Origin of the sequence: Stenotrophomonas aracearum (assembly GCF_031834615.1) — a bacterium.
Lineage (GTDB): Bacteria > Pseudomonadota > Gammaproteobacteria > Xanthomonadales > Xanthomonadaceae > Stenotrophomonas > Stenotrophomonas aracearum.
The window spans coordinates 3,374,445-3,400,950 of the sequence record NZ_CP115543.1; the positions used below are offsets into that span (position 1 = coordinate 3,374,445).

A 26,506-nucleotide genomic window follows, 5' to 3' on the forward strand; every position below is an offset into this window, starting at 1 on the left:
TCCGAGCAGTTTTCAGTCAATCGCGTCGCTGCCTGTCGCTTGCTGCAATGACAAAAAAAAACACCTCCTTTCGGAGGTGTTTTTTGACGCAACCAGCGCTGGATCAGCCCTGGTAGTCGCGCACGTCGCTGCCGGTGTAGACCTGGCGCGGACGGCCGATCTTCATTTCCGGGTCGACCTGCTGTTCCAGCCAATGCGCGACCCAGCCGGAGGTACGGCCCAGTGCGAACATGACGGTGAACATTTCGGTCGGGATCTGCAGCGCCTTGTAGATGATGCCGCTGTAGAAGTCGACGTTCGGGTACAGCTTGCGGGCGACGAAGTAGTCGTCCTGCAGCGCGGCCTGTTCCAGCTTGACCGCAACGTCGAGCAGCGGATCCTGCACGCCCAGCTGCTTGAGCACCTTGCTGGTCATCTCGCCGATGACCTTGGCGCGCGGGTCGAAGTTCTTGTACACGCGGTGGCCGAAGCCCATCAGGCGGAAGCCGGAGGTCTTGTCCTTGGCCTTGAGCACGGCCGATTCGACGTTGTCGGCCGAACCGATTTCCTCGAGCATCTTCAGCACGGCTTCGTTGGCACCGCCGTGGGCCGGACCCCACAGCGCGGTGACGCCGGCGGCGACCGAGGCGTACGGGTTGGCACCGGTCGAACCGACCAGGCGCACGGTCGAGGTCGAGGCGTTCTGCTCGTGGTCGGCGTGCAGGATGAACAGCAGGTCCAGCGCCTTGACCACGTCCGGGTTCAGGTCGTACTGGCCGTCGGCGGACTCGAAGGTCTGCTTCAGGAAGCGGCTGACGTAGTCCAGCGAGGTGTCCGGCGTGTTGGCCGGCAGGCCCTTGCCGTGGCGGTAGATCAGCGCCGACAGGGTCGGCACCTTGGCGATCAGGCGCACGGCGGACTGGCGACGCTGTTCGGCGTCGGACAGGTCCAGCGAAGCGTGGTACTTCGCCGACAGCTGCGCGATGGCCGCGGCCAGGATCGCCATCGGATGGGCGTCCTTGTCGAAGCTGGCAATCAGCGCGTTGATCGAGGCGTCGACGTTGGCTTCGGCCGCCAGCTCGTCGGTGAAGGCCTTCAGCTGCTCGGCGCTCGGACGCTCGCCGTTGATCAGCAGGTAAGCCACTTCGACGTAGCTGGACTTTTCCGACAGCTGTTCGATGGGGTAGCCGCGATACAGCAGCACGCCCTTGTCACCGTCGATATAGGTGATGGCGGACTTGCAGCTGGCGGTGGCGGTGAAGCCGGAGTCGTAGGTGAAGAGACCGGTTTCCTTGGTCAGCTTCGAAATATCGACGCAATCGTTGCCGAGCGTGGGTTTGATGACAGGCAGAACGACCGACTTTTCGCCGGCGTTGAGCGTGACCTGATCAAGATCGGACACTGTGTGCGCTCCTCAGGGGAAGGCGCCCACCCAAGCGCGTGGGGCGGGCACGTGAATGAAGTCCACAACCTGTGCTGTGGATCACGTCATTATCGCACAGCAACATTTGCCACGCCCTAGGACGGAAGTCGTAGACGAACAGGCGCCACGCCCTGTGCGCGCAAGCGCTGGCGGGGCAAAACCGGGCCGGAATGGACACTGCGTTCCCGCGACCGGCGCAATTTATGAACCACCGTTCATCCGGCAGCAGGGTTCAGGCAAGCAAAAAAAAACAACGGCCGCCTGGGCGACCGTTGTTTTCATGCAGCAGCGTGACAGCTCAGGCGGCGGTCTTGCCGAAACGACGCTTGAACTTGTCGATACGGCCGCTGGTGTCGATCACCTTGTGCTGGCCCGTATAGAACGGGTGCGAGGCCGAGGAGATTTCGATCTTGACCAGCGGGTATTCGTTACCGTCGGTCCAGGTCGTGGTTTCCTTGGTCGCAATGGTCGAACGCGACAGGATCTTGAAGTCAGAGGTGACGTCCTGGAAGACGACGTCACGGTAGTTCGGATGGATATCGGCCTTCATGGACACACCGTAAAATTTGGAAAAGAAAAACGTAAGCGCGACATTATAGTCCCGGCGACCCCCAAGGGCAAGCCGGGACCCGCGCTACATGAACAGGCCCGCCGTGGCGGCCTTACTGGACCCCGAGCGCGCTACGGACCTGGGCTTCAAAGCGCCCCTGGTCGTAGGCCATCAGCAGCTGGGTGTTGTCCGGCTGCCCGGTCTGGCGGTTCCAGTCGACAATGGTAGCACCGCGGGCATGGCCCGGGGCCAGCTCGACATTCAGCGGCCGGGACTCGACCCGCAGCGCGCCCTCGGGCTGCAGCGCCCAGGCCATGGCCAGCGCGTCTGCGGCGAACCAGCGGTCGCCACGGCTGTCTTCGGACCAGAGCCGGGTCTGGCGCGAGATCAGCTCATAGAAGCGGGCCTTGTCGCTGTCCGCGGCCAGCCAGCCTTCGACATCCTTGTGCAGCAGGCCGTGGGCCACCGTGGCTTCCCAGTCGGCGACCTCGATGTGCGGGAAGCCGGTGAACACCACGTGCGCCGCTTCGGGGTCGAAGGCGATGTTGAACTCGGCGGCCGGGGTGATGTTGCCGTGGCAGGTGACCGCCCCGCCCATCACCAGGAAGCGCTTCACGCGCTGCGGCAGGGTCGGGTCCAGCTTCAGCGCCAGGGCCAGGTTGGTCAGCGGACCCAGCGCGACCAGGAACAGCTCGCCGGCGTACTGGTGGGACAGGCGCAGGATGGCCAGCGCGGCATGTTCGGCTTCGGCCTGGCGCTGCGCGGCAGGCAGGTTGACGTCGCCGAAGCCGTCGGCGCCATGCACATGCGCGGCGTCGACGGACGGGTGCACCAGCGGTTCGGGGGTACCGGCGAACACCGGCACGTCTTCGCGGCCGGCGACTTCGCACAGCTTCAACGCATTGCGGACGGTGTGGTCCAGGCCGACATTGCCGGCGGCAATGGTGAGGCCGACCACGTCGTGGCGTTCGTCGGCAAAGGCCATCAACAGGGCCAGGGCGTCATCGACACCCGGATCGGTGTCGATCAACAGCGGAATCTTCTTGGACATGCGTGCCGTCTTGAATTAGCGGCAAGGGACTGTCGCACCCCTGCATGACAAATACAAGGCGGGTCAGGCGCCGGCGTATTTCACCGCGCTGCCGATCCATCGATCCACGACCCGGTCCGCCACCGCGGGCTTTTCGCCCAGCAACCGCTCGGCCAGCGCGTGCACCTCCGGCAGCAGGTCGGCGTCACGGGCCAGGTCGGCCATGCGGAAGCCGGCCAGGCCGGTCTGGCGGGTGCCGAGCAGTTCGCCGGGGCCGCGCAGCTCCAGGTCCTTTTCGGCGATGACGAAGCCGTCGTTGGTCTGCCGCATGGTTTCCAGCCGCTCGCGCGCCATCGCCGACAGGCGTGCCTGGTACAGCAGCACGCAGCGCGATACCGCCGAGCCGCGCCCGACCCGGCCGCGCAGCTGGTGCAGCTGGGCCAGGCCGAGCCGCTCGGCATTTTCAATGACCATCAGCGAGGCGTTGGGCACGTCCACGCCCACTTCAATGACCGTGGTGGCCACCAGCAGGTCGATCTGGCCGGCTTTGAACGCGACCATGGTGGCCAGTTTCTCGCTGGCTTTCAGCCGCCCGTGCACCAGCCCCACCCGTACGCCCGGCAACAGCGCCTGCAGCGATTCGTAGGTGGCCTGGGCCGGGGTGGCGTCGAGTTCGTCGTTCTCTTCGATCAGGGTGCACACCCAGTACACCTGCCGGCCTTCGCGGCAGGCCAGCGCGATGCGCTCGATCAGTTCCGGGCGGCGGTCGTTGTTGAGCGCCACGGTCTGCACCGGGGTGCGACCGGGCGGCAGTTCGTCGATCGCCGACACGTCCAGGTCGGCGTACTCGGACATCGCCAGGGTGCGTGGAATCGGGGTGGCGGTCATCACCAGCTGGTGCGGCACGCTGCGCCCACCCGCGCCCTTGTCGCGCAGCGCCAGGCGCTGGTGCACGCCGAAGCGGTGCTGCTCGTCGACGATGGCCAGCGCCAGGTCATGGAACACCACCGCGTCCTGCATCAGCGCGTGGGTGCCGACCACCACCTGGGCCTGCCCGTTGGCGACCTGCTCCAGCACCTTGCTGCGCGCCTTGCCGGTGACCTTGCCGGCCAGCCACGCCACCTGCACGCCGAGCGGTTCCAGCCAGCCGCGCAGGTTGGTGAGGTGCTGCTCGGCGAGCAGTTCGGTCGGCGCGGCCAGCGCGACCTGCTTGCCCTGCTCCACCGCCAGCATTGCCGCCAGCGCGGCGACCACGGTCTTGCCCGAGCCCACATCGCCCTGCACCAGCCGCAGCATCGGGCGCGGCTTGGCGAGATCGTCGCGGATTTCGCCGAACACGCGCTTCTGCGCGCCGGTGAGCGCGAACGGCAACTGCTTGAGCAGGGCCTTGCACAGCCGCCCGGGCCCGGCCAGCGGCGGCGCGTGATGCGCCTGCAGTGCGATGCGCTGGCGACGCAGGCTGAGGTGATGGGCGAGCAGTTCTTCCAGCGCCAGCCGACGCTGTGCGGGATGGGTGCCGGCCGCGAGTGCGGCCAGGTTGGCGTCCGGCGGTGGCCGGTGCACGGTGAGCAACGCGCTGCGCAGCGAGGGCAGCGCGAGGCCGTCGAGCCAACCGGGCGGCAGCAGTTCCAGCGTGGACTCTTCGGGCAACCGGTCCAGGGCCTGGCCGATCAGCCGGCGCAGGGTGGCCGGACCCATGCCTTCCACGGTGGGATACACCGGGTCCAGGCTGTCGCCCAGCGCGGGGTCGTCGTTGCGGCCGAGGATCTCGTAGCTGGGGTGGACGATTTCCAGGCCCAGCTGGCCCGGCTTGGGCGTGCCGAAGCAGCGCAGCCGGGTGCCGACCGCGAACTGCGCGACCTGCTGCTGGCGGAAGTGGAAGAAGCGCAGCACCAGGGTGCCCTGCCCTTCGTCTTCCACCGCAACCTTGAGCGTGGGCCGGAAGCGCATGCCGCGGTCGACCGCGACCACGCGCGCTTCGACCTGCGCCGGCACGCCGTTGCGCAGGTCCTGGATGCGGGTCAGCGCGGTGCGGTCTTCATAGCGCAGCGGCAGGTGCAGCCACAGGTCCTGCAGCGAGGCCAGGCCGCGTGCCGCCAGTTTGGCGGCCACGGCCGGGCCCACGCCAGCGAGCACCGCCAGCGCGGTGTCGCCGGACGGCGCCAGCGCCGGGGTGACCGCCGACCTGCGTGCCACGTGGCGTGTCAGGCGATGACCATGACCGCGTCGACCTCGAAGTTCGCACCCTTGGGCAGGCCGGACACTTCGATGGTGGAGCGGGCCGGGAACGGCGCCTGGAAGTAGTCCTGCATGACCGCGTTGACCTTGGCGAATTCGGCCAGGTCGGTCAGGTACAGGCCCAGGCGGACCACCTGGTCGAGCGAGCCGCCGGCGGCTTCGGCCACGGCCTTGAGGTTGTCGAACGCGCGGCGGGCCTGCGCTTCGACGTCCCCGGCGCCGACGATGTCGCCGGTGGCGGGGTCAAGCGGGATCTGGCCGGAGAAATACACGGTGTTGCCGGCGCGCACGGCCTGCGAGTACGGACCGATCGCGGCGGGGGCCTTTTCGGTGTTGATGATCTGACGGGACATGGGGAATCCAGGGTCGAAAAACAGAGTCCCCATTGTACCGGCGTTATTGTCGCCGCACCGACTGCACCACCGAGAGCCGGCGCAGCCTGCGCATGACCTCGGCGAGGTGGTTGCGATCGCGGACCTGGATGTTGAAGGCCAGCACCGCGGCGTTGAAGTCGCGATCCAGGTAATCCACCCGTTCGATGTTGGAATGGCTCTGCGCGATCGCCGCGGCGAGCTGCGCCAGCACGCCGGTGCCGTTCTCCACTTCCACCACCAGCGCGGTGTCGTAGTCGCCGGAGACCGTGGTGTCCCAGCCGATCGGCACCCAGCGTTCGGGCGACTTGCGCAGCTCGGCCAGGTTCGGGCAGTCCAGGCGGTGCACCACGATGCCCTTGCCGGCGGTGTGGTAGCCCATGATGTCGTCGCCGGGGATCGGCTGGCAGCAGTTGGCGAAGCTGACCACGCCGCGCTCGCTGCCGTTGATCAGGATCTTTTCCTGCGAGTGCTTCGAATGCGCGCCACCGCGCAGTTCGGCATAGGCCATCAACGCCTGCGCGGCCTGGTTGGGCATCCAGTTGCCCAGTGCCACTTCGGCCAGCAGCGCTTCCAGGCGCGGGTAGCGGTGTTCGGCCAGGAACGCGTCCAGGCGCCCCTTGGGCAGCCGCTCCAGCGAGCTGTCCATCGCTTCGAGCGCGCGGTCCAGCATGCGGTGGCCCAGCTGCACGGCGTCTTCGTGCTCGAGCTGCTTGAGCTGGTGGCGGATCGCGGTACGCGCCTTGGAGCTGACCACGAATTCCAGCCACTGCGGCTTGGGCGTGGCCGAGCGCGCGGTGATCACTTCCACGGTCTGCCCGCTGACCAGCTTGGTGCGCAGCGGCACCAGTTTCTTGTCGACGCGCGAGGCCACCGCCATGTTGCCGACGTCGGTGTGCACCGCGTAGGCGAAGTCCAGTGCGGTGGAGTTTCGCGGCAACGCCAGGATCTTGCCCTTGGGCGTGAACAGGTAGACCTCGTCCGGGAACAGGTCGACCTTGACGTTGTCGAGGAACTCCAGCGACGAACCGGCCGCGCGCTGCGAGTCGATCAGTTCCACGATCCAGGCGTGGGCACGGCTCTGCGCGCTGTTGGGGCTGTCGCCGCCGAACTTGTAGGTCCAGTGCGCGGCGACGCCGCGTTCGGCGATCAGGTCCATTTCCTCGGTGCGGATCTGCACTTCGATCGGCGAGCCGTACGGCCCGAACAGCACCGTGTGCAGCGACTGGTAGCCGTTGGCCTTGGGAATGGCGATGAAGTCGCGGAAGCGCCCGTCCAGCGGCTTGAACGTGGCATGCACCGCGCCGAGGGCGTGGTAGGCGTTGGGCACGCTGCGCACGACCAGGCGGAAGCCGAACACGTCCATGACCTGGTCGAAGGATTTGTTCTCGTCGCGCATCTTGTTGTAGATGCTCCACGGGGTCTTGATCCGGCTGACCAGGCGGTGCTCCAGCCCTTCCTTGGCCAGCCGCTGCGACAACTGCACCTCCACCTGCGCCATCGCTTCGCGGCGCACCACCGGCTGGCTGCGGATGTGCTTTTCCAGGATCGCATGGCGCCACGGATACAGCGCCTTGAAGCCGAGGTTCTGCAGCTCGCTCTTGACCAGGCTCATGCCCAGCCGCTGCGCGATCGGGGCGTAGATCTCCAGGGTTTCGCGGGCGATGCGGCCGCGCGCTTCGGTGCTCTGCGCGCCGAGGGTGCGCATGTTGTGCAGGCGGTCGGCGAGCTTGATCATGATCACGCGCAGGTCGCGCGACATCGCCAGCAGCATCTTGCGGAAGCTCTCGGCGGCCGCTTCCTGGCGGTCGCGGAACTTCAGCTTGTCCAGCTTGGTGACCCCGTCGACCAGCTCGGCCACGGCTTCGCCGAACTCGGCGGCCAGCTCTTCGCGGGTCAGCGGGGTGTCTTCGATGGTGTCGTGCAGGATCGCGGCGATCAGCGCTTCCACGTCCAGGCCGAGCTCGGCCAGCACCTGGGCCACGGCCACCGGATGGGTGATGTAGGGCTCGCCGGACTTGCGGGTCTGCCCGGCATGTGCGGACGCGCCGACTTCCCACGCACGGCGCAGCAGCGGCAGCTGCTCGGGCGGCAGGTAGTGCGCTGCGCGTTCAAGCTGGAGGACATAGTCGGGTACGGCCGCGCCGGGGGACGTGGCGACCTTGGCAGAGGGGCCTGGGTTCATGGCTGGAAGACTATTCCAGCAATGGGATATCGGCAAACTATTGCTTTTTGATCGGTGTCACGACCAGCGGTCGTGACCCACACGTTGAAATGAAAAAAGCCCGCGCAAGGCGGGCTCTTTTCCATTTCAACGGTGATCGCGGAACGCGATCAGTCGTCGTTCTTGGACATGTCTTCGTCGGCAACGACTTCGGCAGCGGCCCATTCCAGTGCTTCACGCTCGGCGCGCTCGCGTTCGGCCTTCTCGACTTCGTCGATCAGCGCGTTGTCGATCTTGCGGGCGGCAATTTCGCGCAGCGCCAGCACGGTCGGCTTGTCTTCGGTTTCGCTGTTGTCCAGGGTGGCCTGGACGCCGTTGGCCAGCTGACGGGCGCGCTTGGACGCCATCATGACCAGCTCGAAACGGTTGTTCACGACTTCCAGACAATCTTCTACGGTGATGCGGGCCATGCGGGCTCCCGGCAGCCGACGCGGGCTGCTCAATCGAATGAGGGAAAGGGGACGGATTGTACCGGCCGGGGCTGGACAAAATCAAGCCGACCGGCTACCCGCCCCTTGTGAATCAGTCAGTTGCCGTTGCCGTCCGGGGTCAGCAGGGCCTGGATCAGGCCGGCGTGGCGGACTTTCTGCGACTCACGGCGCAGGCGGCTGGCCGTGAAGATGGCGCACAGCTCGTCCACGGCGGTCTCGAATACCTCGTTGACGATGACGTAGTCGAAGTCGTTGAAGTGCAGCATTTCCTCGCGGGCGGCCGCCAGGCGCTGGGCGATCACCGCCTCGCTGTCCTGCCCGCGCTTGCGCATGCGGTCCTGCAGGGCCTGCTTGGACGGCGGCAGGATGAACACCGTGACCGTGCCCGGGACCGTCTGGCGGACCTGCTGGGCGCCCTGCCAGTCGATCTCCAGCAGCACGTCCTGGCCGGCGGCCAGCTGCGGTTCCACCGACTGCCGGGCGGTGCCCTTCCAGTCGCCATGGACCCAGGCGTGCTCGAAGAAGTCGCCGGCGGCGATCATCCGTTCGAACTCTTCGGCACTGACGAAGTGGTAGTGCTCGCCATTCACCTCGCGCGGGCGGGTTGCGCGCGAGGTGAACGAGATCGACAGGGCGATCTGCGGGTCGCGCGCCAGGGTGGCGTTGACGATGCTGCTCTTGCCGGCCCCGGAGGGGGCGGCCACGATGTACAGGGTGCCACGCGCCGGCGCGGCGCTGGGGGTGGGCTGGCTGCTCATTCGATGTTCTGCACCTGTTCGCGGATCTGGTCGATCAGCACCTTCAGCTCGACGGCGGCGTTGGAGGTGCGGCTGTCCACCGACTTGGAGCCCAGCGTGTTGGCTTCGCGGTTGAACTCCTGCAGCAGGAAGTCCAGGCGGCGGCCGACCGGCTCACGCTGCCTGAGCACGCGGCGGATCTCCACGATGTGGCTGCGCAGGCGGTCCAGCTCTTCGTCCACGTCGAGCTTCTGCAGCCACAGCACCAGTTCCTGCTCGGCGCGGCCGGGGTCGACCGGGTGCGGCAGGTCGGCCAGGCGCGCGGCCAGCTTGGTGCGCTGGCCGTCGCGGATCAGCGGGATCAGGGTGGTGACCTCGGCGGCGATGCGCTCGATTGCGTCAACCCGCTCGCTGATCGCAGTGGCCAGCTTGTCGCCTTCGCGTTCGCGCGCGGCCACGAAGCCGTCCAGCACCTGCTCCAGCAGCGCCAGGGCCTCGGCCTGCAGGGCGGCGGCGTCGGTGGCCTCGCCCTGGGTCACGCCCGGCAGCTGCAGCAGGTCGGTGAAGCTGACCTGCAGGTTGGGGAAGTCGGAGGTCAGCCGGTGCGCCAGCGCGCCCAGCTGGCCCAGCAGGGCCTCGTTGACCTGGAGGCTGCCGCCGGTTTCCGGCGCGCGCAGGCGCATCACCAGGTCCAGCTTGCCACGGCTCAGCCGTGCGGCGATCCGCTCGCGCAGCTGCGGTTCCAGCGCGCGCAGCTCTTCAGGCAGGCGCGTGCCGACCTCGAGGAAGCGGTGGTTGACCGAGCGCAGCTCGCACCCCAGCGTGCCCCAAGGGGTCGCCCGCTCGCCGCCGGCGTAGGCGGTCATGCTTCGAATCATTCGGGGTTTCCGATGCTCTCAAAGGGGGAATGGTACCCTAGCGGCCTTCTTCGAGCCTCCTCGCCTGCCGGTTCCCGGCCGGGCGCGGAACCGCATCCCCCGTCTTACCGGAAGCCATCCATGTCCGATCCCCGTCCCAGCGGCCGCCAGGCCGACCAGCTGCGCCAAGTGCGCATCGAACGCGCCTTCACCCGCCACGCCGAAGGCTCGGTGCTGGTCAGCTTCGGTGAAACCCGCGTGCTGTGCACCGCCAGCGTGGAAAACCGCGTGCCCGGCTTCCTGCGCGGCAAGGGCGAAGGCTGGGTCACCGCCGAGTACGGCATGCTGCCGCGCTCCACCCACACCCGCAACGACCGCGAAGCGGCGCGTGGCAAGCAGGGCGGCCGCACCCTGGAGATCCAGCGCCTGATCGGCCGCACCCTGCGCGCCTGCATCGACCGTGGCGCGCTGGGCGAACGCACCATCACCCTGGACTGCGACGTGCTGCAGGCCGATGGCGGCACCCGCACCGCCGCCATCACCGGCGCCTACGTGGCGCTGGTGGACGCGGTGAACTTCCTGCTCAAGCGCGGCGACATCAAGCGCAACCCGATCTTCGGCGCGGTGGCCGCGGTGTCGGTCGGCGTGTACCGCGGCACCCCGGTGCTGGACCTGGACTACGCCGAAGACAGCGACTGCGACACCGACATGAACGTGGTGATGAACGACGGCGGCGGCTTCATCGAGCTGCAGGGCACCGCCGAAGGCCACGCGTTCCGTCGCGACGAGCTGGACGCGCTGCTGGCGCTGGCCGAAAAGGGCATCAACGACCTGTTCGCGGCGCAGCAGGCCGCGCTGGCGCAGCCGTGACCCGGCGACTGGCCCTGGCCACCCTCGTGGTGGCCGATTACGACGAGGCGATCGCCTGGTACACGGGCAAACTCGGCTTCCACCTGATCGAGGACATCGACCAGGGCAGCAAGCGCTGGGTGATGGTCGGCCCGACCGACGGCAGCGCTGCGGCGCTGCTGCTGGCGCGCGCCAGTACCGACGAGCAGCGCAGCCGGGTCGGCAACCAGACCGGCGGCCGGGTCGGCTTCTTCCTCAACACCGACGACTTCCACCGCGACCATGCCGCGATGACCGCGCGTGGCGTGGAATTCCTGGAAGCCCCGCGCGAAGAGTCGTACGCCACGGTCGCGGTGTTCCGCGACCTGTACGGCAACACGTGGGACCTGCTGGAGCCCAAGCGATGAAACTGGTACTGGCCAGCGGCAACGCCGGCAAACTGAAGGAACTGCAGGCGATGCTGGCCGGCCTGCCGCTGGAGATCGTGGCGCAGGCCGAACTGGGCGTGGGCGACGTGCCGGAGACTGGCCTGACCTTCGTCGAGAACGCGCTGATCAAGGCGCGGCATGCCTGTGCCAGCACCGGCCTGCCGGCGCTGGCCGACGACTCGGGCCTGATCGTCGACGCGCTGGACGGCGCGCCCGGCCTGTACAGCGCGCGCTATGCGGGCAGCCCGACCGATGACGCGGCCAACAACGCCAAGCTGCTCGAGGCGATGCGCGACGTTCCCGCCGGCAGCCGCACCGCGCGCTTCTACGCGGTGATCGTGCTGCTGCGCCACGCCAACGACCCGCAGCCGCTGATCTGCGAAGGCAGCTGGGAAGGCGAGATCCTCGACGAGCTGCGCGGCAGCCACGGCTTCGGCTACAACCCGCTGTTCCTGGACACGGTGCTGGGCCAGACCGCGGCGGAAATGGCGCCGGACGTGAAGAATGCGATGAGCCATCGCGGCAAGGCGCTGCAGGTGTTGAAGCAGAAATTGTCGGTTATTTATTGATCCGTGCCGGGCAGAGCCCGGCACTACGCATTGCGAGGAGCCGGCCAGCGGCCGGCACTACCCAGATGTCTGAAGAACATTGCAACCACCTGCCGGGCGAATCCTGCGACCACGACCATGGCGTGTCGCTGGTGCCGCCGCCGCTGTCGCTCTACGTGCACCTGCCGTGGTGCGTGCGCAAATGCCCGTACTGCGATTTCAATTCGCACCAGGGCAAGGGCGAGCTGCCGTTCGAGGCGTATATCGATGCGCTGGTCCGCGACCTCGACCAGGACCTGCCGCTGGTCTGGGGCCGGGTGGTGAACAGCGTGTTCTTCGGCGGCGGCACGCCCAGCCTGTTCCCGCCCGAGGCGATCGACCGCTTCCTGCAGGCGGCGTCGGCACGCCTGCGCTTCGCGCCGAACCTGGAAGTGACCCTGGAAACCAACCCGGGCACGGCCGAGCATGGCCGCTTCGACCGCTACCGCGCGGCCGGGGTGAACCGGATCAGCTTCGGCATCCAGACCTTCAACGACGCCGCGCTGCAGCGCCTGGGCCGCATCCACGACAGCGGCGAAGCCGAGCGCGCGGTGAAGCTGGCCCAGGACGCGGGCTACGACAACTTCAACATCGACCTGATGTACGCGCTGCCGGAGCAGACCCTGGCCCAGGCCGAGCATGACCTGGAACGCGCGTTCGCCTTGCAGCCCACCCACCTGTCGCACTACCAGCTCACCCTGGAGCCGAACACGGTGTTCTTCGCGCGGCCGCCGCAGGGCATTCCCGACGACGACGCGGCCTGGGACATGCAGGAGCACTGCCAGCGCCTGCTGGCCGAGGCCGGTTACGCGCAGTACGAAGTCAGCGCCTATGCGCGCCCCGGCCGGCAGAGCCAGCACAACCTGAACTACTGGCGCTTCGGCGACTACCTGGGCATCGGCGCCGGTGCCCACGGCAAGATCAGCAGCGGCGCCGGGCAGAACGTGCTGCGGCGCTGGAAGCACAAGCACCCGCAGACCTTCATGGACACCGCCGGTACGGCCGCCTCGCTGGGTGGCGACGAGGTGATCGACGCCGGGCGCCTGCCATTCGAGTACATGCTCAACCTGCTGCGCCTGCACGAGGGCTTTTCGCTGCGCGATTTCGAGTCGCGCACCGGCCTGGAGCGGGCGCGGATCGCCGCGCCGGTGCAGCTGGCGGTCGAGCGGGGCTGGTTGACGGTGGACGGCGACCGGGTGCAGCCGACCGAGCTGGGCCGGCGCTTCACCAACGATGTGGTGGAACTGTTCCTGTAGGGAGATCCCTTCTGGCGGGGACCTTGGGAAACCGGTAGATTCTGTGCTCTCAGGGGAGCCGGAACCTACAACGGATGTCAGCGTCCGCACCTTCATCACAGCCCGACCTGACCCGGTTCGCCGGCGTCAACGCGCCGCCGCGCGTGCGCCACCTGCTGGCCGCGCTGCACGCGCTGGCCGAGAAGACCCTGGGTACCCCGCTCAAACTGACCATCGTCGAGCTGGAGCGCGAGCTGTTCCGCGACGCCGAGCGTGCCCGCAACAGCCAGATCCAGGCCGACATCTACGCACAGACCCGGCGCCTGCACGAGATCAACGCGCAGTTCGCGTCGCGCTTCCTGGACGCGCTGGGCACGGTGCTGGCCAGCCTGCGCGAACCGCGCGTGCGCCATGTGCCGGCGCCGACCCAGCCGGTCTCGGCCACCACCCTGACCCTGGTCACCGATACCGACATCGACCGCGACATCGTGCTGGCCGACATCGTCCGGCGTGAGTCGCAACGCTCGGCCGGGGCGCTGCAGCTGCTCGGGCAGCGCTTTGGCGTGCTCGCGGCGGGGCCGGCCTTCGACGTGGAAGACCTGCCGTTCGGGCCCAACGTGCTGTGCCGGATCGCGCGCGACCTGGGCGAGGAATTCGCGCTCGGGCTGGAAACCCAGCTGGCGCTGTACCGGGTGTTCGACCGGCAGTTGATCGAGCGCCTGGGCGAGCTGCTGGAACGCGCCAACATCCTGCTGACCCACGAGGGCGTGCTGCCCGGCCTGGTCTACACCCCGTACCTGGCCCGGTCGGCCACCACCCGGCGCATCGTCACCGGGCCGGAGCGCGGCGCGGGCAACAACGCGGCCGGCGGCGCTGCCAACCGCCCGGTCACCGGCTGGAGCGGGTCGGCCGGCGCGGGCAGCTGGGCGGCAATGACCAGCGAGGCGATCGGCCCGGTCGCCGCGCCCGCCTCCACCGCGACACCGCCGCCGCTACCCGACATGGGCACGCCGGGGCCGGGCGCGGACATGAACGCGCCGGCGCTGTCGGCCCTGCATCACCTGCTGGACGCGGCCCGCCACACCCAAGGCGCGACCGGACTTGCGGCCGCCGCTGCGGCGACCGGCACAGGCCACCCTGTCGGCGCGCCGGGTCCGGGCGGGGCGGCGCCTGACGCGGCCGATGCCCCTGCCGACGCCAGCCGCCCGCAACCGGTGGCGGTGGACAGCAGCGCGGTGCATGCCACGCTGGCCAAGCTGCAGGCGCAGGCCGCGGGGGTCCGCCGCAGCATGGCCGACCTGCACAACGCGCTGCTGGCGCAGATGCGCGCCGAGCACGGCCCGCAGGCCAGCCTGACGGTCAAGGACACCGACACCTTCGACCTGCTGGACATGCTGTACGGGCAGATCCACCGCGAGGTGCGACCGGATGCGGCCGCGGCGGACCTGCTGACCCGGCTGCAGGTGCCGGTGGCCCGCGCGGCGCTGTCCGACCCGGCGTTCTTCGTGCGCGACCAGCACCCGGCGCGCGAACTGCTCAATGCGGTGGCCGAAGCCGGGGCGAACTGGCTGGGCGAGGACGACGTCGATCCGCAGCTGGTGCAGAAGCTGGACCGTGCGGTGGACAAGGTGGTCACCGACTACGAAGGCGACTCGGCGGTCTTCGATGCGGCCAATGAAGAGATCCAGCAGCACTTCCGCGCGCTGGCGCACAAGGCGGAGCTGGCCGAGCGCCGGCATGTGGAAGCGGCACGCGGCAAGGAACGGCTGGAGTCGGCCAAGCAGCAGGCGGGTGCGAGCATCGAACAGCTGTGCGCGCAGGCGGCACCGCCGCGCTTCGTGCAGTCGCTGCTGAAGCAGGCCTGGTCGGACGTCCTGACCCTGACCCTGCTGCGCAACGGCGAAGGCTCGGAGCAGTGGCACGCGCGCGAGAAGGAAACGGCGCGCATCGCCGAGGTCACCTGCCAGCCGCCGGGCAGCGCCGAAAGCGATGCCGAACTGGGCCAGCAGGTGGAATCGGCGCTGCTGCAGGTGGGTTACCACCAGGACGAGGCGTCGGCGATCGCGCGGCGCCTGTCGACCCCGGGGGGCGAGGACGAAGCCAGCTCGCGCACCGAGCTGACCGCGCGCATCCGTGCGCGCTCGCGGCTGGGCGAGCAGGCCGAAGGCACCGAGGCCCGGCGCGAGGCGCCGCTGGCGCGCAGCCCGGCCGAGGAGGACTACTACCGCCAGCTGCGCACGCTGCCGTTCGGTACGTGGTTCGAGTTCACCACCAACCAGCAGGGCGACATGCGTCGCCAGCGGCTGTCCTGGTACAGCCTGATCACCGACAACGCGCTGTTCGTGAATCCGCGCGGGCAGAAGGTGGCCGAGCATTCGCTGGATGGCCTGGCCCGGTTGATGGCGCACGGGCAGGCGCGGCTGGTCAGCGAAGGCAAGAGCCGCCTGATCGACCGGGCGTGGCAGGCGACCCTGCGCACGCTGCGTTCGCTGGCCGGCACGTCGACCCCTGCGGAGTCTGAAGCATGAACGACGACACCCGCCGCGCGCCGCGCCGCAACGTCAACGACCAGGTACCGGTGACGGACACGCTGGCCGAGGCCGTGATCGGGCGGCTGGGCAACATTTCCGAGACGGGCATGCTGATGCTGTGCTCGGTGCCGATGAACGAGGATGCGCTGTACCAGATGCGCTTTGCCATTCCCGGGGCGAATGGGCAGCCGCAGACTCTGGACGTGGGCGTGCACCTGCTGTGGAACGAGCCCAGCCATGTGACCGGGCAGAGCTGGGCGGGGTTCCGCTTCCTGACCCTCAGCCGGGAGCACAAGGAGCAGCTGCGGGCGTGGATCGCCGAGGAATCTTCGGCGGTCTGAGTGCCGGTTCCGGCACAGCACGCGCTGGCCGATTGCGGCAGAATCAGGGGCTGCATTCCGCACTGCCTGATGAGCCCCCGCGATGAACCAGACCGACTTTGCTGCCCTGTATTCCCAGCACGTGCGCGTGCTCTGCCAACGCGCCGACGAGGCGCTGGCGCGTGGGGGGTTCGATCATCTGGTGATTCCGAGCGGGACGCTGTATTACCAGGCGTTCGATGACCGCGATTATCCGTATGCGGTGAACCCGAACTTCAAGGCGTGGCTGCCGCTGACGAAGGTGCCCAACAGCTGGGTGGTGTACACGCCGGGGCAGCGGCCGAAGGTGATCTTCCACCAGCCGTTCGATTACTGGCACGTGGTGCCGGACGCGCCCAACGGCTGGTGGGTGGCGCATTTCGACATCGAGATCATCCGCACGGCGGACGAGGCGCTGGCACTGTTGCCGCGCGATGCGTCGCGCTGCGCGATCCTGGGTGAGCCGCAGAGTGCGCTGGGCGGGTTCGTGCCGAACAATCCGGAGCCGGTGATCCATTACCTGGACTGGCACCGGGCGTACAAGACGCCGTACGAGATCGCGCTGATGCGCGAGGCGCAGCGGCTGGGGGTGCGTGGGCACCGTGCGGCGGAGGCGGCGTTCCGTGCGGGGGCGAGCGAGTTCGAGATCCACATGGCGTACTGCCGTGCGGTGGGCCAGGACGCCAATGAGCTGCCGTACGGCAACATCATCGGGTTGAACGAGCATGCGGCGGTGCTGCATTACACGGACCTGGGGCGTACGCCGCCGCAGCCGCTGCGCAGTTTCCTGATCGATGCGGGCGCGAGCGCGTTCGGTTACGCGAGCGACATCACGCGTACGTATGCGGCCGGTGGCCACGATGAGTTCCAGGCGATGATCGAGGCGGTGGACGTAGCGCAGCAGCAGATGGGCGCGGGCGTGCGCGCCGGGGTGGACTACAAGCAGCTGCACGTGGACGCGCACCTGTCGTTGATGGGCATCCTGAAGGACTTCGGGGTGCTCAAGGTCTCGCCGGAAGCGGCGCTGGCGACGGGGGTGAGCGCGGCGTTCTTCCCGCACGGCCTGGGCCATCTGATCGGGCTGCAGGTGCACGATGTGGCGGGCTTTGCGGCGAGCGACAAGGGCGGCCGGGTGGAGCGTCCGGAGGGTCATCCGTACCTGCGCCTGACCCGTTCGCTGGAGCCGGGCATGGTGGTGACGATTGAGCCGGGTGTGTACTTCATCGACATGCTGCTGGACGAGGTGAAGCAGCGCGGCCATGCCGACAGCATCGACTGGACCCGCGTGGACTTCTTCCGCCCGTACGGCGGTATCCGCATCGAAGACGAGGTGCTGTGCACCGAGGGCGATGCAGACAATCTGACGCGTCCGGAGTTTGCGAAGGCCTGACGGCCCTGGCCGCGTTTTCTGCGGCACTCGATGGAATGACGTATCGCCGGGCCCTGCCCGGCTGCTGTTGGATTCAGGCGAACACCCGCAGGTGCAAGGATCCCTTGGCTTGGGCCGCCCGGTGCCGGTTTGCGGGGTCGCCGCAAGTACGTCCCTGTAGGCTACGCGGACGCCATCCATGGCGCCGAGTCCCCCGCAAACCGACCCCGGGCGACCCTTTGACAGTGGGCCGGTGGCCACGGAAAAAACAGGGCCGATCATTTCCGTGCGTCACCGGGCGCGGATGATTTCACGGCAGTCGTTTGGGAACCGACCCTACCAGCAGGCCAGCGCGCGGTCTCGAACCCGCGTAGGGACACGCCAGGCGGGGCAGATCTCTCTGGAGAAAAGCCCCCTTCTTGTTGAAGGGGGCGCGCCGAAGGCGGGGGGTTAAGGTGGAATGCGCGGATAACGCGGGCCGAAGGCCCGTGTTATCCCGGAGCGGGGCTGCCCGGCGGCCGCCCCTGCACGTATGAATTGAAACGCCGCTCTTCGCGAGAACAATGGAATCAGCGCGAACCGCCCATCTCCGCTTCAATCTCATCGGCACTTCGCGCCAATGCTGCAGTCAACACGTGGTGCCCATCATCGGTAATCACTACATCGTCTTCGGTACGGATGCCGATGCCGCGCCAGCGGGCTTCCACGCTGGTGTCGTCTGCGCCGATGTAGAGGCCTGGCTCGATGGTGAAGGCCATGCCGACTTCTAGCATGCGTGAGTCGCCGGCGAGGCGGTAGTCGCCTACGTCGTGCACGTCGAGGCCGAGCCAGTGGCCGGTCTTGTGGCGGTAGAAGCGCTGGTAGTGGCCTTCGGCGATGTTCTCTTCCAGTGTGCCCTTCAGCAGGCCGAGCCGCAGCAGGCCTTCGGTGAGCGTCTGCACGGCAGCCAGGTGGCCAGCCTCATAGGCCACGCCGGGTCGCGCCTGGGCCAATGCGGCCGCCTGCGCTGCGCCGACCAGGTCGTGCAGCGCGCGCTGTTCGGCGCTGAAGCGGCCGTTGACCGGGAAGGTGCGGGTGATGTCGCTGGCGTAACCGCGGTACTCGGCGCCGGCGTCGATCAGGACAAGTTCGCCGTCGCGGCTGCGCGCGTTGTTGGCGCGGTAATGCAGGATGCAGCCGTTGCTGCCGGTGCCAACGATGCTGCCGTACGCCGCCCACGCGTCGTTGGCGCGGAACACGCGTTCCAGGTCGGCCTGAAGTTCGTACTCGTGGATGCCCGGTCGCGCTGCATGCATCGCGGCGCGGTGCGCCTGCACGGTGATGTCGGCGGCGCGCTGCATCAGTGCGATTTCCGCGTCGGACTTGAACAGCCGCTGTTCGTGCAGCAGGTGGCCCAGTTCCAGGAACTCGTGCGGCGGTTGCGCGCCGTGGCGTACCTGCGAGCGCACGCGGTTCACCCAGCCGATCAACTTGAGGTCGAACTCGGCGTCGCGACCGAAGTGGTAGTACACCCGCGAGCGGCCTTCCAGCAGGCCCGGCAGGATGTCGTCCAGGTCGTCGATCGGGTAGGCATCGTCCATGCCGTACTGCGCCACCGCGCCTTCCTGGCCGGCGCGGGCGCCGTCCCAGGCTTCGCGCTCGGCGTCGCGCTCGCGGCAGAACAGGATCACTTCGCCGTGGCGGCGGCCCGGGATCAGCACCAGCACCGCGTCCGGTTCCGGGAACCCGCTCAGGTACCAGAAGTCGGAGTCCTGCCGGAACGGGTAATGCGTGTCCAGGCTGCGCACCCGCTCGGAGGCGGCCGGCAGCACCAGGATGGCGTCATCGCCGGCCATCTCCATCAGCTGCTGGCGGCGGCCGGCGTACTCGGCGGCGGAAATGCCGGTCAACGCGTGGATGTCCATCTCAGTTCAGGCGCTGCCGGTGGCGCGCGGCCATCACGCAGTCGCCGTGCAGCAGCAGTGCCGCCACGCGGATGAATTCTTCGATCTCGGCCAGCGCGTCCTCGTCGTCGTCGTTGCCGCTTTCGAAGTCCTCGCTGGAGGCCTGGGCCAGCTTGGCCAGGTCGGTGAGCGCTTCTTCGCCTTCTTCGGAGAGGGTCGGTCGCTTGCTGCCCGACCCCAGGCCGAAACCGCCGAGGAACGCGCGCGCCCAGGTAAACAGCGCGTCGGCCTGCGCGGCGGTGTCCTCGCTGTCGGTCAGCAGCAGTTCGAAGGCGAAGTCGCGGTCCTCCAGCTGCGCCACGCTGGCAACGCGGAGCTGGTCGAGCGCATCGCCGTCGACCGGCGTTGGCGCGTTGTCGTCGGCCAGCACCCGCGCCGGCCATTCGCGCACGGGTGCGCCGCCGGCCGACAGCCAGCCGCACAGGCCGCCGTGCAGCTCGGCTGCATTGGCACCCAGGCCGGCCGCCTGGCTGGCCTGGTTCACGTCGTTGACACTCGGAAGTTCGGTCATTTCAAGGCTCGATCTGGTGGGGCGCCGGGACAGCCGGCGACCCCGGGGTGGCAGCGCCACAGTGTATCAATCCGTCGGTGTTCATTATTCGCTTGACCGGCTCCAGTCCCCTTGCCTATCGTGCCGGACATGGAACCTTCCGATGCCATCGCCCAGTTGCAGGCCTTTGCCGCCCGGGTAGAGGCGTTGCTGGAGCGCAACCAGCGCCTGGCCGAGGAGAACCGCAGCCTGCGCCACCAGCAGGAGACGCTGGTCAACGAGCGCTCGCAGCTGCTGGCCAAGAACGAGCAGGCCCGCTCCCGGGTGGAAGCGATGATCACCCGGCTCAAATCGCTGGAGCAGCACACATGAGCCAGAACGAACCGGTCAGCGTCCGCATCCTGGACCGCGAGTACACGGTGGGCGTGGGCGCGGACGAACGCGAAAGCCTGACCGCCGCCGCGCGCCTGCTCGATGCCAAGATGCGCGAGATCCGCGGCAGCAACCGCATGGCTGCGGTCGACCGCATCGCGGTGCTGGCCGCGCTCAACCTGGCCCATGAACTGCAGCAGCTGCGTGATGACCACGCGCGCCAGGCGGTGGCCCTGCAGCAGACGCTTGCCGATCTGAACAGGCGCCTGGACCGCGCCATCGACGGCGCGTGATCCGTCCTTCATTGTTCTGAATTGGCCTGTAATCCAACCGACGAACGGGGTATCCGATTTCGGCGCGTTGGCTATAATGGCCACGCGTTCTCTGCTGTGAACGACGGCGTGTGCAAACATTCGCCTTGTCCCTTAATTACGACCACGGGTGCGCGACGGCGCCGGGAGTGCAGGTCCGCCTTGTAGCGGGAAGCCCGAAGGAGTCCCAGCGTACCCACTTGAACCCCGGGTTCAAGGTCGTTTCGCACGCATCGTCACCGCGGAGAATGCAGTATTCCTGCAAGAGCGACGTTCCATCGGGACGTCGCTCTTGTTTTATCCGGCCCCAACGGACCCAGGCATGACCGACCCGCGCTCCGCACTGCGCCAGCAGTTGCGCCAACGCCGCCGAGACATTCCCGCCGCGCAGCGCCTGGCCGCCGCCGAACAGCTCGCCGATGCCCTGCTTGCCCTGCCCTTCGCGCCCACCCATGGCCACGTGGCCGGGTACTGGGCGCTGGATGGCGAGATCGCCCTGCACCGCTGGCAGATGCGCCTGCCCGACAGCGTGCGCTACTGCCTGCCGGTGCTGGACGGCGACACGCTGCGCTTCGCGCCGTGGCGCCCGGGCCAGCCGCTGACCGCCAACCGCTTCGGCATTCCCGAACCCGACATTGCCATTGCCGACACGCTGGCGCCGGCGCAGATGACGCTGGTGGCCGCGCCGCTGGTGGGCTTCGACACGCTGTGCCGGCGGCTCGGCATGGGAGGCGGCTGGTATGATCGCAGCTTCGCATTCCGCCAGCAGCGCCCGGCCCCGCCGTGGCTGGTGGGCGTCGGTTTTTCGGTGCAGCAGGTCGACGACCTGCCGGTGCAGCCGTGGGACGTCGGCGTGGATGCGATCTGTACCGACGCTGCCACCCATTTCCCCGTACCGAACGATCCCGAATGACCGCACGCAAGCGCTACTGGCTGATGAAGTCCGAACCGGACGCCTTTTCCATCGACGACCTCAAGCGCGTGGGCCAGGAACCCTGGAACGGCGTGCGCAACTACCAGGCGCGCAACTTCATGCGCGACGGCATGAAGGTCGGCGACGGCATCCTGTTCTACCACTCCAATACCAAGGTGCCCGGCATCGTCGGGCTGGCCACGGTCGCGACCGAAGCGTACCCGGACGACACCCAGTTCGATCCGAAATCCGACTACTACGACCCCAAGGCCACCCGCGAAACGCCGCGCTGGCTGCTCGTGGACGTGGCCTTCGAGCGCAAGCTGCGCGACACCATTTCGCTGGACGAGATCAAGCTGCATGCCGACGCCCTGGGCGAAGGCTTCGCGCTTACCGCGCGCGGCAACCGCCTCTCGATCGTCCCGGTGACCGCCGCGCAGTGGAAGCTGCTGCTGTCGCTCGAAAAGCACTGACCCCTTTCCCGTACGAGTTTCCCGCCATGTCCGAAGCCAAACGCCTCGCCGCAGAGAAAGCCCTGGAATACGTCGAAGACGGCATGATCGTCGGGGTCGGCACCGGTTCCACCGTTGCCTACTTCATCGACGGCCTGGCCCGCATCCAGCACCGCATCAAGGCCACCGTGTCCAGCTCCGAGCAGAGCACCGCGCGCCTGCGCCAGCACGGCATCGAGGTGATGGAACTGAACCACACCGGCAACCTGTCGCTGTACGTGGACGGCGCCGACGAGTGCGACGGCAACAAGTGCCTGATCAAGGGCGGCGGCGCCGCACTGACCCGCGAGAAGATCATCGCCGAGGCCAGCGAGCGCTTCGTGTGCATCGTCGACCCGAGCAAGCAGGTGCCGGTACTGGGCCGCTTCCCGCTGCCCGTGGAAGTGATTCCGATGGCACGCAGCCTGGTCGCACGCCGGATCATGGACATGACCGGCGGCCAGCCGGCCTGGCGCGAAGGCGTCATCACCGACAACGGCAACCAGATCCTGGACATCCACCACCTGCAGATCACCGACCCGGTGGCGCTGGAACGCGAACTCAACCAGCTGCCCGGCGTGGTCTGCGTGGGCCTGTTCGCGCGCCGCCCGGCCGACGTGGTGATTGTTGGCGGCGAACCGCCGAAGGTGTTCTGATAACCCCGCCGGCACGCCCGTGCCGGCTCCTGCCCGAGGGTCTGCCCATGCGCTTGATGCGCCTGCTGTTGCCGTTGCTGTTGCTGCTTACCTTGTCCGGCTGCGCCAGCACCGGCGCCAGCCATTGGGTGGAACTGGGCGGTGCCCGTTACCAGGTCGAACTGGCCACCAATGACGAATCGCGCGCGCGCGGGCTGATGTTCCGCGACGAGATGCCGGCCGACCACGGCATGCTGTTCCTGCATGAGCGCCAGGAGCTGCAGGCGTACTGGATGAAGAACACCAAAATCGCGCTGGACATCCTGTATTTCGATGACCAGCGCCGCCTGGTCAGCCAGCAGCGCGACGTGCCGCCGTGTTCGGCCGGCGACCGCTGCCCGCCCTACCCCAGCAGCGGCCCGGCCCGCTACGTGCTGGAGCTCAATGCCGGCCAGGCCGAGAAACTGGGCCTGCAGGACGGGGCCCAGCTCACCTTCGGCCCCGGCATCGCCGACCAGCCCTGAACGCCCTGCGGTGGCGGCGTTGTTTTCACGCCGCACCGCTTGAATCGCACCGCGTTTGTCGCCAGTCTGTGTCCATGCAGGGGCACATGACATTGCCGGCGTGGGACTCCCTGGCCGAACTGGACGACGAGGCGCTGCCGCTGTTGCCCACGGCCCTGCTGATCGCGCGCGACGAGTACCCCGACCTGGACCCGCAGGTCTACGACGCGCTGGTGCAGAGCCACGCCGACCACCTGCGCAGCGAGGTGGACACCATCGCGCACTGGCCGCTCAAGATCGCTGCGGTGAATCGCCACCTGTTCGACGAGCTCGGCTACGGCGGCGACCACGGCGAGTATTACGACCCGCGCAACAGTTACCTCAACCAGGTGTTCGAACGCCGCCTGGGCAACCCGATCTCGCTGGCCATGGTGCAGATGGAAGTGGCCCGACGCCTGGGCATTCCGCTGGACGGCGTGTCGTTCCCGGGGCACTTCCTGGTGCGGCTGCCGGTCGACGACGGGATGCTGGTGATGGACCCGTTCAACGGCGGCCGGCCGCTGGACGTGGAAGAGCTGCGCGAACGCGCGCGTTCGCACCTCGGCGGCGAGACGCCGGATGACCAGGTGCTGGCGCAGATCCTGGACGCGGCGCCGGCGCGCGCGATCCTGATGCGCATGCTGCGCAACCTGCACGGGGTGTATGCCGAGCGCAGTGAATGGGACCGCGCCGCGCGCAGTGCCGACCGCCTGCTGAAGCTGGCCCCGGAGCAGGACGACGCCCTGCGCGATCGGGGGCTGGCGTATCTGCAGCTGGATTACGAAGCCGGCGCCCGCCACGACCTGGGGCTGTACCTGCAGCGCAATGGCCAGGCCAATGACGCGCAGTGGGTCCGGGAGAAGCTGATCGAGATGGGTGGCCGGGTACCGCGGTTACATTAGTCGATCTCGACCATCTCGAAATCGTCTTTGGTCACGCCGCAGTCCGGGCAGGTCCAGGTGTCGGGCACGTCTTCCCACGCGGTGCCAGGGGCGATGCCCTCTTCGGGCAGGCCGTCGGCCTCCTTGTAGATGAAGCCGCAGACAACGCACATCCAGGTGCGGAAGGTGGTGGCGGTGGCGTCGGTCATCGGATAATCAGGCGTTGGACAGTACGGTCATAGGCCATTGTCCCACTCCCGCCGCGCTACCGGTAGCCATCGATGACAGCCCCTGCTTCCCCGTCCGCGCCCGTGCGCGGCGTGTACCTGATCACCCCCGACGACGCCGACACCGCCCGCCTGCTGGCGCGGGTCGAGCCCCTGCTGGCGGCCGGCCCGACCTGGCTGCAGTACCGCAACAAGACCGCCAGCAGCGACCTGCGGCACGAACAGGCGCGGGCCCTGCAGGCACTGTGCGCCGCGCACGCGGTGCCGCTGATCATCAATGACGACCCGGCGCTGGCGCTGGCGGTCGGCGCGGCCGGCGTCCACCTGGGCGGCACCGACGGCGACGTCGGCGCGGCCCGCGCCCTGCTCGGCCCGCAGGCCATCATCGGTGCCTCCTGCTACGACCAGCTGGGCAACGCCGAGCGCGCGGTGGCCGCCGGGGCCAGCTACGTGGCCTTCGGCGCGTTCTTCCCGACCACCACCAAGGTCACCAGCAGCCGCGCCCACCCGGACCTGCTGCGGCAAAGCGCCGCACTGGGCGTGCCACGGGTGGCGATCGGGGGGCTGAGCCCGGACAATGTGGGCCCGCTCATCGACGCCGGCGCCGACCTGCTGGCCGTGGTCAGTGGCGTGTTCGCCGCCACTGACCCGGTCGCCACGCTGCGCGCCTACCTCGCCCGTTTCCAGGAACCTTCCGCATGAACCACGACCAGTCCCACGCCCTGTTCACCCGCGCCCAGGCCCTGCTGCCGGGCGGCGTCAATTCGCCGGTGCGCGCGTTCAAGTCGGTGGGCGGCGAGCCGTTCTTCGTCGAACGCGCTGACGGCCCGTACCTGTACGACGTGGATGGCAACCGCTACATCGACTACGTGGGCTCGTGGGGCCCGATGATCGTCGGCCACAACCACGCCACGGTGCGCCAGGCGGTGAAGCAGGCGATCAACAACGGCCTGTCGTTCGGCGCGCCGTGCGCGGCCGAGGTGACCATGGCCGAGACCCTGACCCGGTTGGTGCCGTCGTGCGAGATGGTGCGCATGGTCAACTCCGGGACCGAGGCGACCCTGTCGGCGATCCGGCTGGCGCGCGGTGCCACCGGCCGCAACCGCATCGTCAAGTTCGAAGGGTGCTACCACGGCCACGGGGACTCGTTCCTGGTCAAGGCCGGCAGCGGCATGCTGACCCTGGGCGTGCCGACCTCGCCGGGCGTGCCGGCCGGGCTGAGCGAGCTGACCCTGACCCTGCCCTACAATGACTTCGAGGCCGCCACCGCGCTGTTCGCCGAACAGGGCGCGGACATCGCCGGCCTGATCATCGAACCGGTGGTGGGCAACGCCAACTGCATTCCGCCGCGCGACGGTTACCTGCAGCACCTGCGTGCGCTGTGCACGCAGTACGGCGCGGTGCTGATCTTCGATGAAGTGATGACCGGCTTCCGCGTGGCCCTGGGGGGCGCGCAGGCGCACTACGGGATCACTCCGGACCTGACCACCTTCGGCAAGATCATCGGCGGCGGCATGCCGGTGGGCGCCTATGGCGGCCGCCGTGAGCTGATGTCGCAGATCGCACCGGCCGGCCCGATCTACCAGGCCGGTACGCTGAGCGGCAACCCGGTGGCAATGGCGGCCGGCCTGGCGATGCTGGAACTGGTGCAGGCACCGGGCTTCCACGACCGACTCTCCGCCGCCAGCGCGCGCCTGTGCGCCGGGCTGGAAGCAGCCGCGGCCGAGGCCGGCGTGGCGGTGACCACCAACCAGGTGGGCGCGATGTTCGGGTTGTTCTTCACCGACCAGAAGGTGGAAACCTACGCGCAGGCGACCGCGTGCGATGTTGCGGCGTTCAACCAGTTCTTCCACGCCATGCTGGAGCGTGGCGTGTTCCTGGCGCCGTCGGCGTATGAGGCCGGGTTCCTGTCGAGCGCGCATGACGACGCGATCATCGACGCGACCCTGGACGCGGCCCGCGAGGCGTTCAAGGTGGTCAAGGCGGGTTGATCGACAACCGGCCGTTTGGTTTTCGGTTCAACCGAAGACCAGGCGGCCTTTCATCATCGCGAAATGCCCGGGGAACGAGCAGAAGAAGGTGTAATCGCCCCCCTTGCGCAACGCGGCGGTGGAGAAGGTGACGCTGGTGGTCTGTCCGCCGCCGATCACGGCGGTGTGCGCCAACACCCGTGCATCCTTCTTCGGCAGGTAGCTGTCGGCCAGGGTCATGCGCATGCCCGCCATCGCCACCGGTTGGTAATCCGCCGTACGGGTCAGGACCCAGTTGTGCCCCATCGCGGTGGCCGCCAGCTTGCCGGTGTGGCGCAGGGTCAGCTTCACCTGCGTGCAGTCGCCGGCAACCTTGATCTCCTTCTGGCTGAAGCTCATCTGGTCGGTACTGTCCAGGTTCACCGCGCACATGCGCGCCTGCGCGGCAGGGGCCAGGGCGAGGCCAGCGAGCAACACGGGAACAAGCAGTTTCACGGCGATCTCCATCATCAGGCACTGCAATTCTAGGCAGG

The 26,506-nt window shown here is 68.3% G+C and carries 29 protein-coding genes and 1 other RNA gene; 17 read left to right on the forward strand and 13 right to left on the reverse strand.

Annotation, left to right across the window (positions count from 1 at the left end; translation table 11 throughout):
• Positions 1 to 103: 103 nt before the first annotated feature.
• From PDM28_RS15240 to PDM28_RS15280, 9 genes are all read right to left on the reverse strand, one after another.
• On the reverse strand, positions 104 to 1,381 hold the full coding sequence (locus PDM28_RS15240; RefSeq protein ID WP_102945170.1) for a citrate synthase: 1,278 nt from the start codon (positions 1,379 to 1,381) through the stop codon (positions 104 to 106).
• A 319-nt stretch (positions 1,382 to 1,700) separates the two neighbouring features.
• Positions 1,701 to 1,952 (reverse strand): type B 50S ribosomal protein L31, encoded by a 252-nt coding sequence (locus PDM28_RS15245; protein ID WP_102945169.1) that lies wholly within the window; start codon positions 1,950 to 1,952, stop codon positions 1,701 to 1,703.
• A 112-nt stretch (positions 1,953 to 2,064) separates the two neighbouring features.
• Complete coding sequence (locus tag PDM28_RS15250; protein WP_070207384.1) at positions 2,065 to 3,003, reverse strand: nucleoside hydrolase; 939 nt, start codon at positions 3,001 to 3,003, stop codon at positions 2,065 to 2,067.
• Positions 3,004 to 3,066: 63 nt separating this feature from the next.
• Positions 3,067 to 5,178, reverse strand: a complete 2,112-nt coding sequence (gene recG / locus PDM28_RS15255; RefSeq protein WP_311182700.1) for an ATP-dependent DNA helicase RecG — start codon at positions 5,176 to 5,178, stop codon at positions 3,067 to 3,069.
• Between the two features lie 8 nt (positions 5,179 to 5,186).
• The gene (locus tag PDM28_RS15260) at positions 5,187 to 5,573 is read right to left on the reverse strand and encodes a RidA family protein (RefSeq protein ID WP_070207382.1); all 387 of its coding nucleotides are present in this window, start codon (positions 5,571 to 5,573) and stop codon (positions 5,187 to 5,189) included.
• 43 nt (positions 5,574 to 5,616) lie between these two features.
• Entirely contained in the window at positions 5,617 to 7,776 is a 2,160-nt protein-coding gene (locus tag PDM28_RS15265; RefSeq protein ID WP_070207381.1) for a RelA/SpoT family protein, read from the reverse strand.
• Between the two features lie 149 nt (positions 7,777 to 7,925).
• Entirely contained in the window at positions 7,926 to 8,225 is a 300-nt protein-coding gene (gene rpoZ, locus PDM28_RS15270; protein WP_005410877.1) for a DNA-directed RNA polymerase subunit omega, read from the reverse strand.
• A gap of 116 nt (positions 8,226 to 8,341) precedes the next feature.
• Positions 8,342 to 9,004, reverse strand: a complete 663-nt coding sequence (gene gmk / locus PDM28_RS15275; protein ID WP_102945166.1) for a guanylate kinase — start codon at positions 9,002 to 9,004, stop codon at positions 8,342 to 8,344.
• On the reverse strand, positions 9,001 to 9,861 hold the full coding sequence (locus PDM28_RS15280) for a YicC/YloC family endoribonuclease (RefSeq protein WP_311182703.1): 861 nt from the start codon (positions 9,859 to 9,861) through the stop codon (positions 9,001 to 9,003). The genes gmk and PDM28_RS15280 overlap by 4 nt, the downstream gene beginning before the upstream one ends.
• Positions 9,862 to 9,981: 120 nt before the next feature.
• On the opposite strand from PDM28_RS15280, the gene rph reads away from it, so the two are divergent.
• From rph to pepQ, 7 genes are all read left to right on the forward strand, one after another.
• Positions 9,982 to 10,710: a ribonuclease PH gene (gene rph, locus PDM28_RS15285; RefSeq protein ID WP_311182704.1), complete on the forward strand. Its 729-nt coding sequence runs from the start codon at positions 9,982 to 9,984 to the stop codon at positions 10,708 to 10,710.
• Complete coding sequence (locus tag PDM28_RS15290) at positions 10,707 to 11,096, forward strand: VOC family protein (protein ID WP_311182705.1); 390 nt, start codon at positions 10,707 to 10,709, stop codon at positions 11,094 to 11,096. The genes rph and PDM28_RS15290 overlap by 4 nt, the downstream gene beginning before the upstream one ends.
• Positions 11,093 to 11,686 (forward strand): RdgB/HAM1 family non-canonical purine NTP pyrophosphatase, encoded by a 594-nt coding sequence (gene rdgB / locus PDM28_RS15295; RefSeq protein ID WP_172448094.1) that lies wholly within the window; start codon positions 11,093 to 11,095, stop codon positions 11,684 to 11,686. The genes PDM28_RS15290 and rdgB overlap by 4 nt, the downstream gene beginning before the upstream one ends.
• 65 nt (positions 11,687 to 11,751) lie before the next feature.
• Positions 11,752 to 12,960: a radical SAM family heme chaperone HemW gene (hemW, locus tag PDM28_RS15300; RefSeq protein WP_311182706.1), complete on the forward strand. Its 1,209-nt coding sequence runs from the start codon at positions 11,752 to 11,754 to the stop codon at positions 12,958 to 12,960.
• 74 nt (positions 12,961 to 13,034) lie between these two features.
• Positions 13,035 to 15,467 carry a DUF1631 domain-containing protein gene (locus PDM28_RS15305; RefSeq protein WP_311182707.1) on the forward strand — a complete coding sequence of 811 codons (2,433 nt, stop codon included), beginning with the start codon at positions 13,035 to 13,037 and terminating at the stop codon, positions 15,465 to 15,467.
• Positions 15,464 to 15,811 (forward strand): PilZ domain-containing protein, encoded by a 348-nt coding sequence (locus PDM28_RS15310; protein ID WP_070207374.1) that lies wholly within the window; start codon positions 15,464 to 15,466, stop codon positions 15,809 to 15,811. The genes PDM28_RS15305 and PDM28_RS15310 overlap by 4 nt, the downstream gene beginning before the upstream one ends.
• A gap of 82 nt (positions 15,812 to 15,893) precedes the next feature.
• A complete protein-coding gene (pepQ, locus tag PDM28_RS15315) occupies positions 15,894 to 17,219 on the forward strand; it encodes a Xaa-Pro dipeptidase (protein WP_311182708.1) in 1,326 nt (441 codons plus the stop codon).
• 548 nt (positions 17,220 to 17,767) lie between these two features.
• Here the strand turns inward: pepQ and PDM28_RS15320 are convergent.
• Together PDM28_RS15320 and PDM28_RS15325 are read right to left on the reverse strand one after the other, a co-directional pair.
• Positions 17,768 to 19,096, reverse strand: coding sequence for an aminopeptidase P N-terminal domain-containing protein (locus tag PDM28_RS15320; RefSeq protein WP_311184706.1), 1,329 nt, complete (start codon positions 19,094 to 19,096; stop codon positions 17,768 to 17,770).
• A gap of 7 nt (positions 19,097 to 19,103) precedes the next feature.
• Positions 19,104 to 19,652, reverse strand: coding sequence for a UPF0149 family protein (locus PDM28_RS15325; RefSeq protein ID WP_102945158.1), 549 nt, complete (start codon positions 19,650 to 19,652; stop codon positions 19,104 to 19,106).
• Between the two features lie 129 nt (positions 19,653 to 19,781).
• Here PDM28_RS15325 and PDM28_RS15330 point away from each other — a divergent pair, with 129 nt between their 5' ends.
• From PDM28_RS15330 to PDM28_RS15365, 8 genes are all read left to right on the forward strand, one after another.
• Positions 19,782 to 20,003 carry a TIGR02449 family protein gene (locus PDM28_RS15330; RefSeq protein WP_070207332.1) on the forward strand — a complete coding sequence of 74 codons (222 nt, stop codon included), beginning with the start codon at positions 19,782 to 19,784 and terminating at the stop codon, positions 20,001 to 20,003.
• On the forward strand, positions 20,000 to 20,296 hold the full coding sequence (locus tag PDM28_RS15335) for a cell division protein ZapA (RefSeq protein ID WP_102945157.1): 297 nt from the start codon (positions 20,000 to 20,002) through the stop codon (positions 20,294 to 20,296). The genes PDM28_RS15330 and PDM28_RS15335 overlap by 4 nt, the downstream gene beginning before the upstream one ends.
• Positions 20,297 to 20,381: 85 nt before the next feature.
• Positions 20,382 to 20,566, forward strand: a non-coding RNA gene (gene ssrS / locus PDM28_RS15340) — 6S RNA.
• 70 nt (positions 20,567 to 20,636) lie between these two features.
• The gene (locus PDM28_RS15345) at positions 20,637 to 21,227 is read left to right on the forward strand and encodes a 5-formyltetrahydrofolate cyclo-ligase (RefSeq protein WP_102945156.1); all 591 of its coding nucleotides are present in this window, start codon (positions 20,637 to 20,639) and stop codon (positions 21,225 to 21,227) included.
• Positions 21,224 to 21,700, forward strand: a complete 477-nt coding sequence (locus PDM28_RS15350) for an EVE domain-containing protein (RefSeq protein ID WP_311182709.1) — start codon at positions 21,224 to 21,226, stop codon at positions 21,698 to 21,700. Before PDM28_RS15345 ends, PDM28_RS15350 begins: the two co-directional genes overlap by 4 nt.
• 26 nt (positions 21,701 to 21,726) lie before the next feature.
• Complete coding sequence (rpiA, locus tag PDM28_RS15355) at positions 21,727 to 22,374, forward strand: ribose-5-phosphate isomerase RpiA (protein WP_311182710.1); 648 nt, start codon at positions 21,727 to 21,729, stop codon at positions 22,372 to 22,374.
• A 47-nt stretch (positions 22,375 to 22,421) separates the two neighbouring features.
• On the forward strand, positions 22,422 to 22,877 hold the full coding sequence (locus tag PDM28_RS15360) for a DUF192 domain-containing protein (RefSeq protein ID WP_311182712.1): 456 nt from the start codon (positions 22,422 to 22,424) through the stop codon (positions 22,875 to 22,877).
• A 74-nt stretch (positions 22,878 to 22,951) separates the two neighbouring features.
• On the forward strand, positions 22,952 to 23,797 hold the full coding sequence (locus tag PDM28_RS15365) for a SirB1 family protein (RefSeq protein ID WP_102945153.1): 846 nt from the start codon (positions 22,952 to 22,954) through the stop codon (positions 23,795 to 23,797).
• Here the strand turns inward: PDM28_RS15365 and PDM28_RS15370 are convergent.
• Complete coding sequence (locus tag PDM28_RS15370) at positions 23,794 to 23,985, reverse strand: rubredoxin (RefSeq protein ID WP_070207325.1); 192 nt, start codon at positions 23,983 to 23,985, stop codon at positions 23,794 to 23,796. The genes PDM28_RS15365 and PDM28_RS15370 overlap by 4 nt on opposite strands.
• Positions 23,986 to 24,057: 72 nt before the next feature.
• Here PDM28_RS15370 and thiE point away from each other — a divergent pair, with 72 nt between their 5' ends.
• Both thiE and hemL read left to right on the forward strand, forming a co-directional pair.
• The gene (gene thiE, locus PDM28_RS15375; RefSeq protein ID WP_311182713.1) at positions 24,058 to 24,705 is read left to right on the forward strand and encodes a thiamine phosphate synthase; all 648 of its coding nucleotides are present in this window, start codon (positions 24,058 to 24,060) and stop codon (positions 24,703 to 24,705) included.
• Positions 24,702 to 25,994: a glutamate-1-semialdehyde 2,1-aminomutase gene (gene hemL / locus PDM28_RS15380; protein ID WP_311182714.1), complete on the forward strand. Its 1,293-nt coding sequence runs from the start codon at positions 24,702 to 24,704 to the stop codon at positions 25,992 to 25,994. The genes thiE and hemL overlap by 4 nt, the downstream gene beginning before the upstream one ends.
• A 27-nt stretch (positions 25,995 to 26,021) precedes the next feature.
• Here the strand turns inward: hemL and azu are convergent, their stop codons facing one another.
• Positions 26,022 to 26,480 (reverse strand): azurin, encoded by a 459-nt coding sequence (gene azu, locus PDM28_RS15385; protein ID WP_311184707.1) that lies wholly within the window; start codon positions 26,478 to 26,480, stop codon positions 26,022 to 26,024.
• Positions 26,481 to 26,506: the final 26 nt, after the last annotated feature.

Excerpts from the sequence above, each read along its gene's own strand:
- PDM28_RS15250 (WP_070207384.1), bottom strand. The coding sequence starts at position 3,003 with ATGTCCAAGAAGATTCCGCTGTTGATCGACACCGATCCGGGTGTCGAT.
- rph (WP_311182704.1), top strand. The coding sequence starts at position 9,982 with ATGTCCGATCCCCGTCCCAGCGGCCGCCAGGCCGACCAGCTGCGCCAA.
- PDM28_RS15280 (WP_311182703.1), bottom strand. The coding sequence starts at position 9,861 with ATGATTCGAAGCATGACCGCCTACGCCGGCGGCGAGCGGGCGACCCCT.
- PDM28_RS15260 (WP_070207382.1), bottom strand. The coding sequence starts at position 5,573 with ATGTCCCGTCAGATCATCAACACCGAAAAGGCCCCCGCCGCGATCGGT.
- PDM28_RS15370 (WP_070207325.1), bottom strand. The coding sequence starts at position 23,985 with ATGACCGACGCCACCGCCACCACCTTCCGCACCTGGATGTGCGTTGTC.
- PDM28_RS15360 (WP_311182712.1), top strand. The coding sequence starts at position 22,422 with ATGCGCTTGATGCGCCTGCTGTTGCCGTTGCTGTTGCTGCTTACCTTG.
- pepQ (WP_311182708.1), top strand. The coding sequence starts at position 15,894 with ATGAACCAGACCGACTTTGCTGCCCTGTATTCCCAGCACGTGCGCGTG.
- PDM28_RS15265 (WP_070207381.1), bottom strand. The coding sequence starts at position 7,776 with ATGAACCCAGGCCCCTCTGCCAAGGTCGCCACGTCCCCCGGCGCGGCC.
- hemW (WP_311182706.1), top strand. The coding sequence starts at position 11,752 with ATGTCTGAAGAACATTGCAACCACCTGCCGGGCGAATCCTGCGACCAC.
- rpiA (WP_311182710.1), top strand. The coding sequence starts at position 21,727 with ATGTCCGAAGCCAAACGCCTCGCCGCAGAGAAAGCCCTGGAATACGTC.
- PDM28_RS15325 (WP_102945158.1), bottom strand. The coding sequence starts at position 19,652 with ATGACCGAACTTCCGAGTGTCAACGACGTGAACCAGGCCAGCCAGGCG.
- PDM28_RS15350 (WP_311182709.1), top strand. The coding sequence starts at position 21,224 with ATGACCGCACGCAAGCGCTACTGGCTGATGAAGTCCGAACCGGACGCC.
- PDM28_RS15245 (WP_102945169.1), bottom strand. The coding sequence starts at position 1,952 with ATGAAGGCCGATATCCATCCGAACTACCGTGACGTCGTCTTCCAGGAC.
- thiE (WP_311182713.1), top strand. The coding sequence starts at position 24,058 with ATGACAGCCCCTGCTTCCCCGTCCGCGCCCGTGCGCGGCGTGTACCTG.
- gmk (WP_102945166.1), bottom strand. The coding sequence starts at position 9,004 with ATGAGCAGCCAGCCCACCCCCAGCGCCGCGCCGGCGCGTGGCACCCTG.
- PDM28_RS15335 (WP_102945157.1), top strand. The coding sequence starts at position 20,000 with ATGAGCCAGAACGAACCGGTCAGCGTCCGCATCCTGGACCGCGAGTAC.
- PDM28_RS15365 (WP_102945153.1), top strand. The coding sequence starts at position 22,952 with ATGCAGGGGCACATGACATTGCCGGCGTGGGACTCCCTGGCCGAACTG.
- azu (WP_311184707.1), bottom strand. The coding sequence starts at position 26,480 with ATGGAGATCGCCGTGAAACTGCTTGTTCCCGTGTTGCTCGCTGGCCTC.
- rdgB (WP_172448094.1), top strand. The coding sequence starts at position 11,093 with ATGAAACTGGTACTGGCCAGCGGCAACGCCGGCAAACTGAAGGAACTG.
- PDM28_RS15345 (WP_102945156.1), top strand. The coding sequence starts at position 20,637 with ATGACCGACCCGCGCTCCGCACTGCGCCAGCAGTTGCGCCAACGCCGC.
- PDM28_RS15305 (WP_311182707.1), top strand. The coding sequence starts at position 13,035 with ATGTCAGCGTCCGCACCTTCATCACAGCCCGACCTGACCCGGTTCGCC.
- rpoZ (WP_005410877.1), bottom strand. The coding sequence starts at position 8,225 with ATGGCCCGCATCACCGTAGAAGATTGTCTGGAAGTCGTGAACAACCGT.
- hemL (WP_311182714.1), top strand. The coding sequence starts at position 24,702 with ATGAACCACGACCAGTCCCACGCCCTGTTCACCCGCGCCCAGGCCCTG.
- PDM28_RS15330 (WP_070207332.1), top strand. The coding sequence starts at position 19,782 with ATGGAACCTTCCGATGCCATCGCCCAGTTGCAGGCCTTTGCCGCCCGG.
- PDM28_RS15310 (WP_070207374.1), top strand. The coding sequence starts at position 15,464 with ATGAACGACGACACCCGCCGCGCGCCGCGCCGCAACGTCAACGACCAG.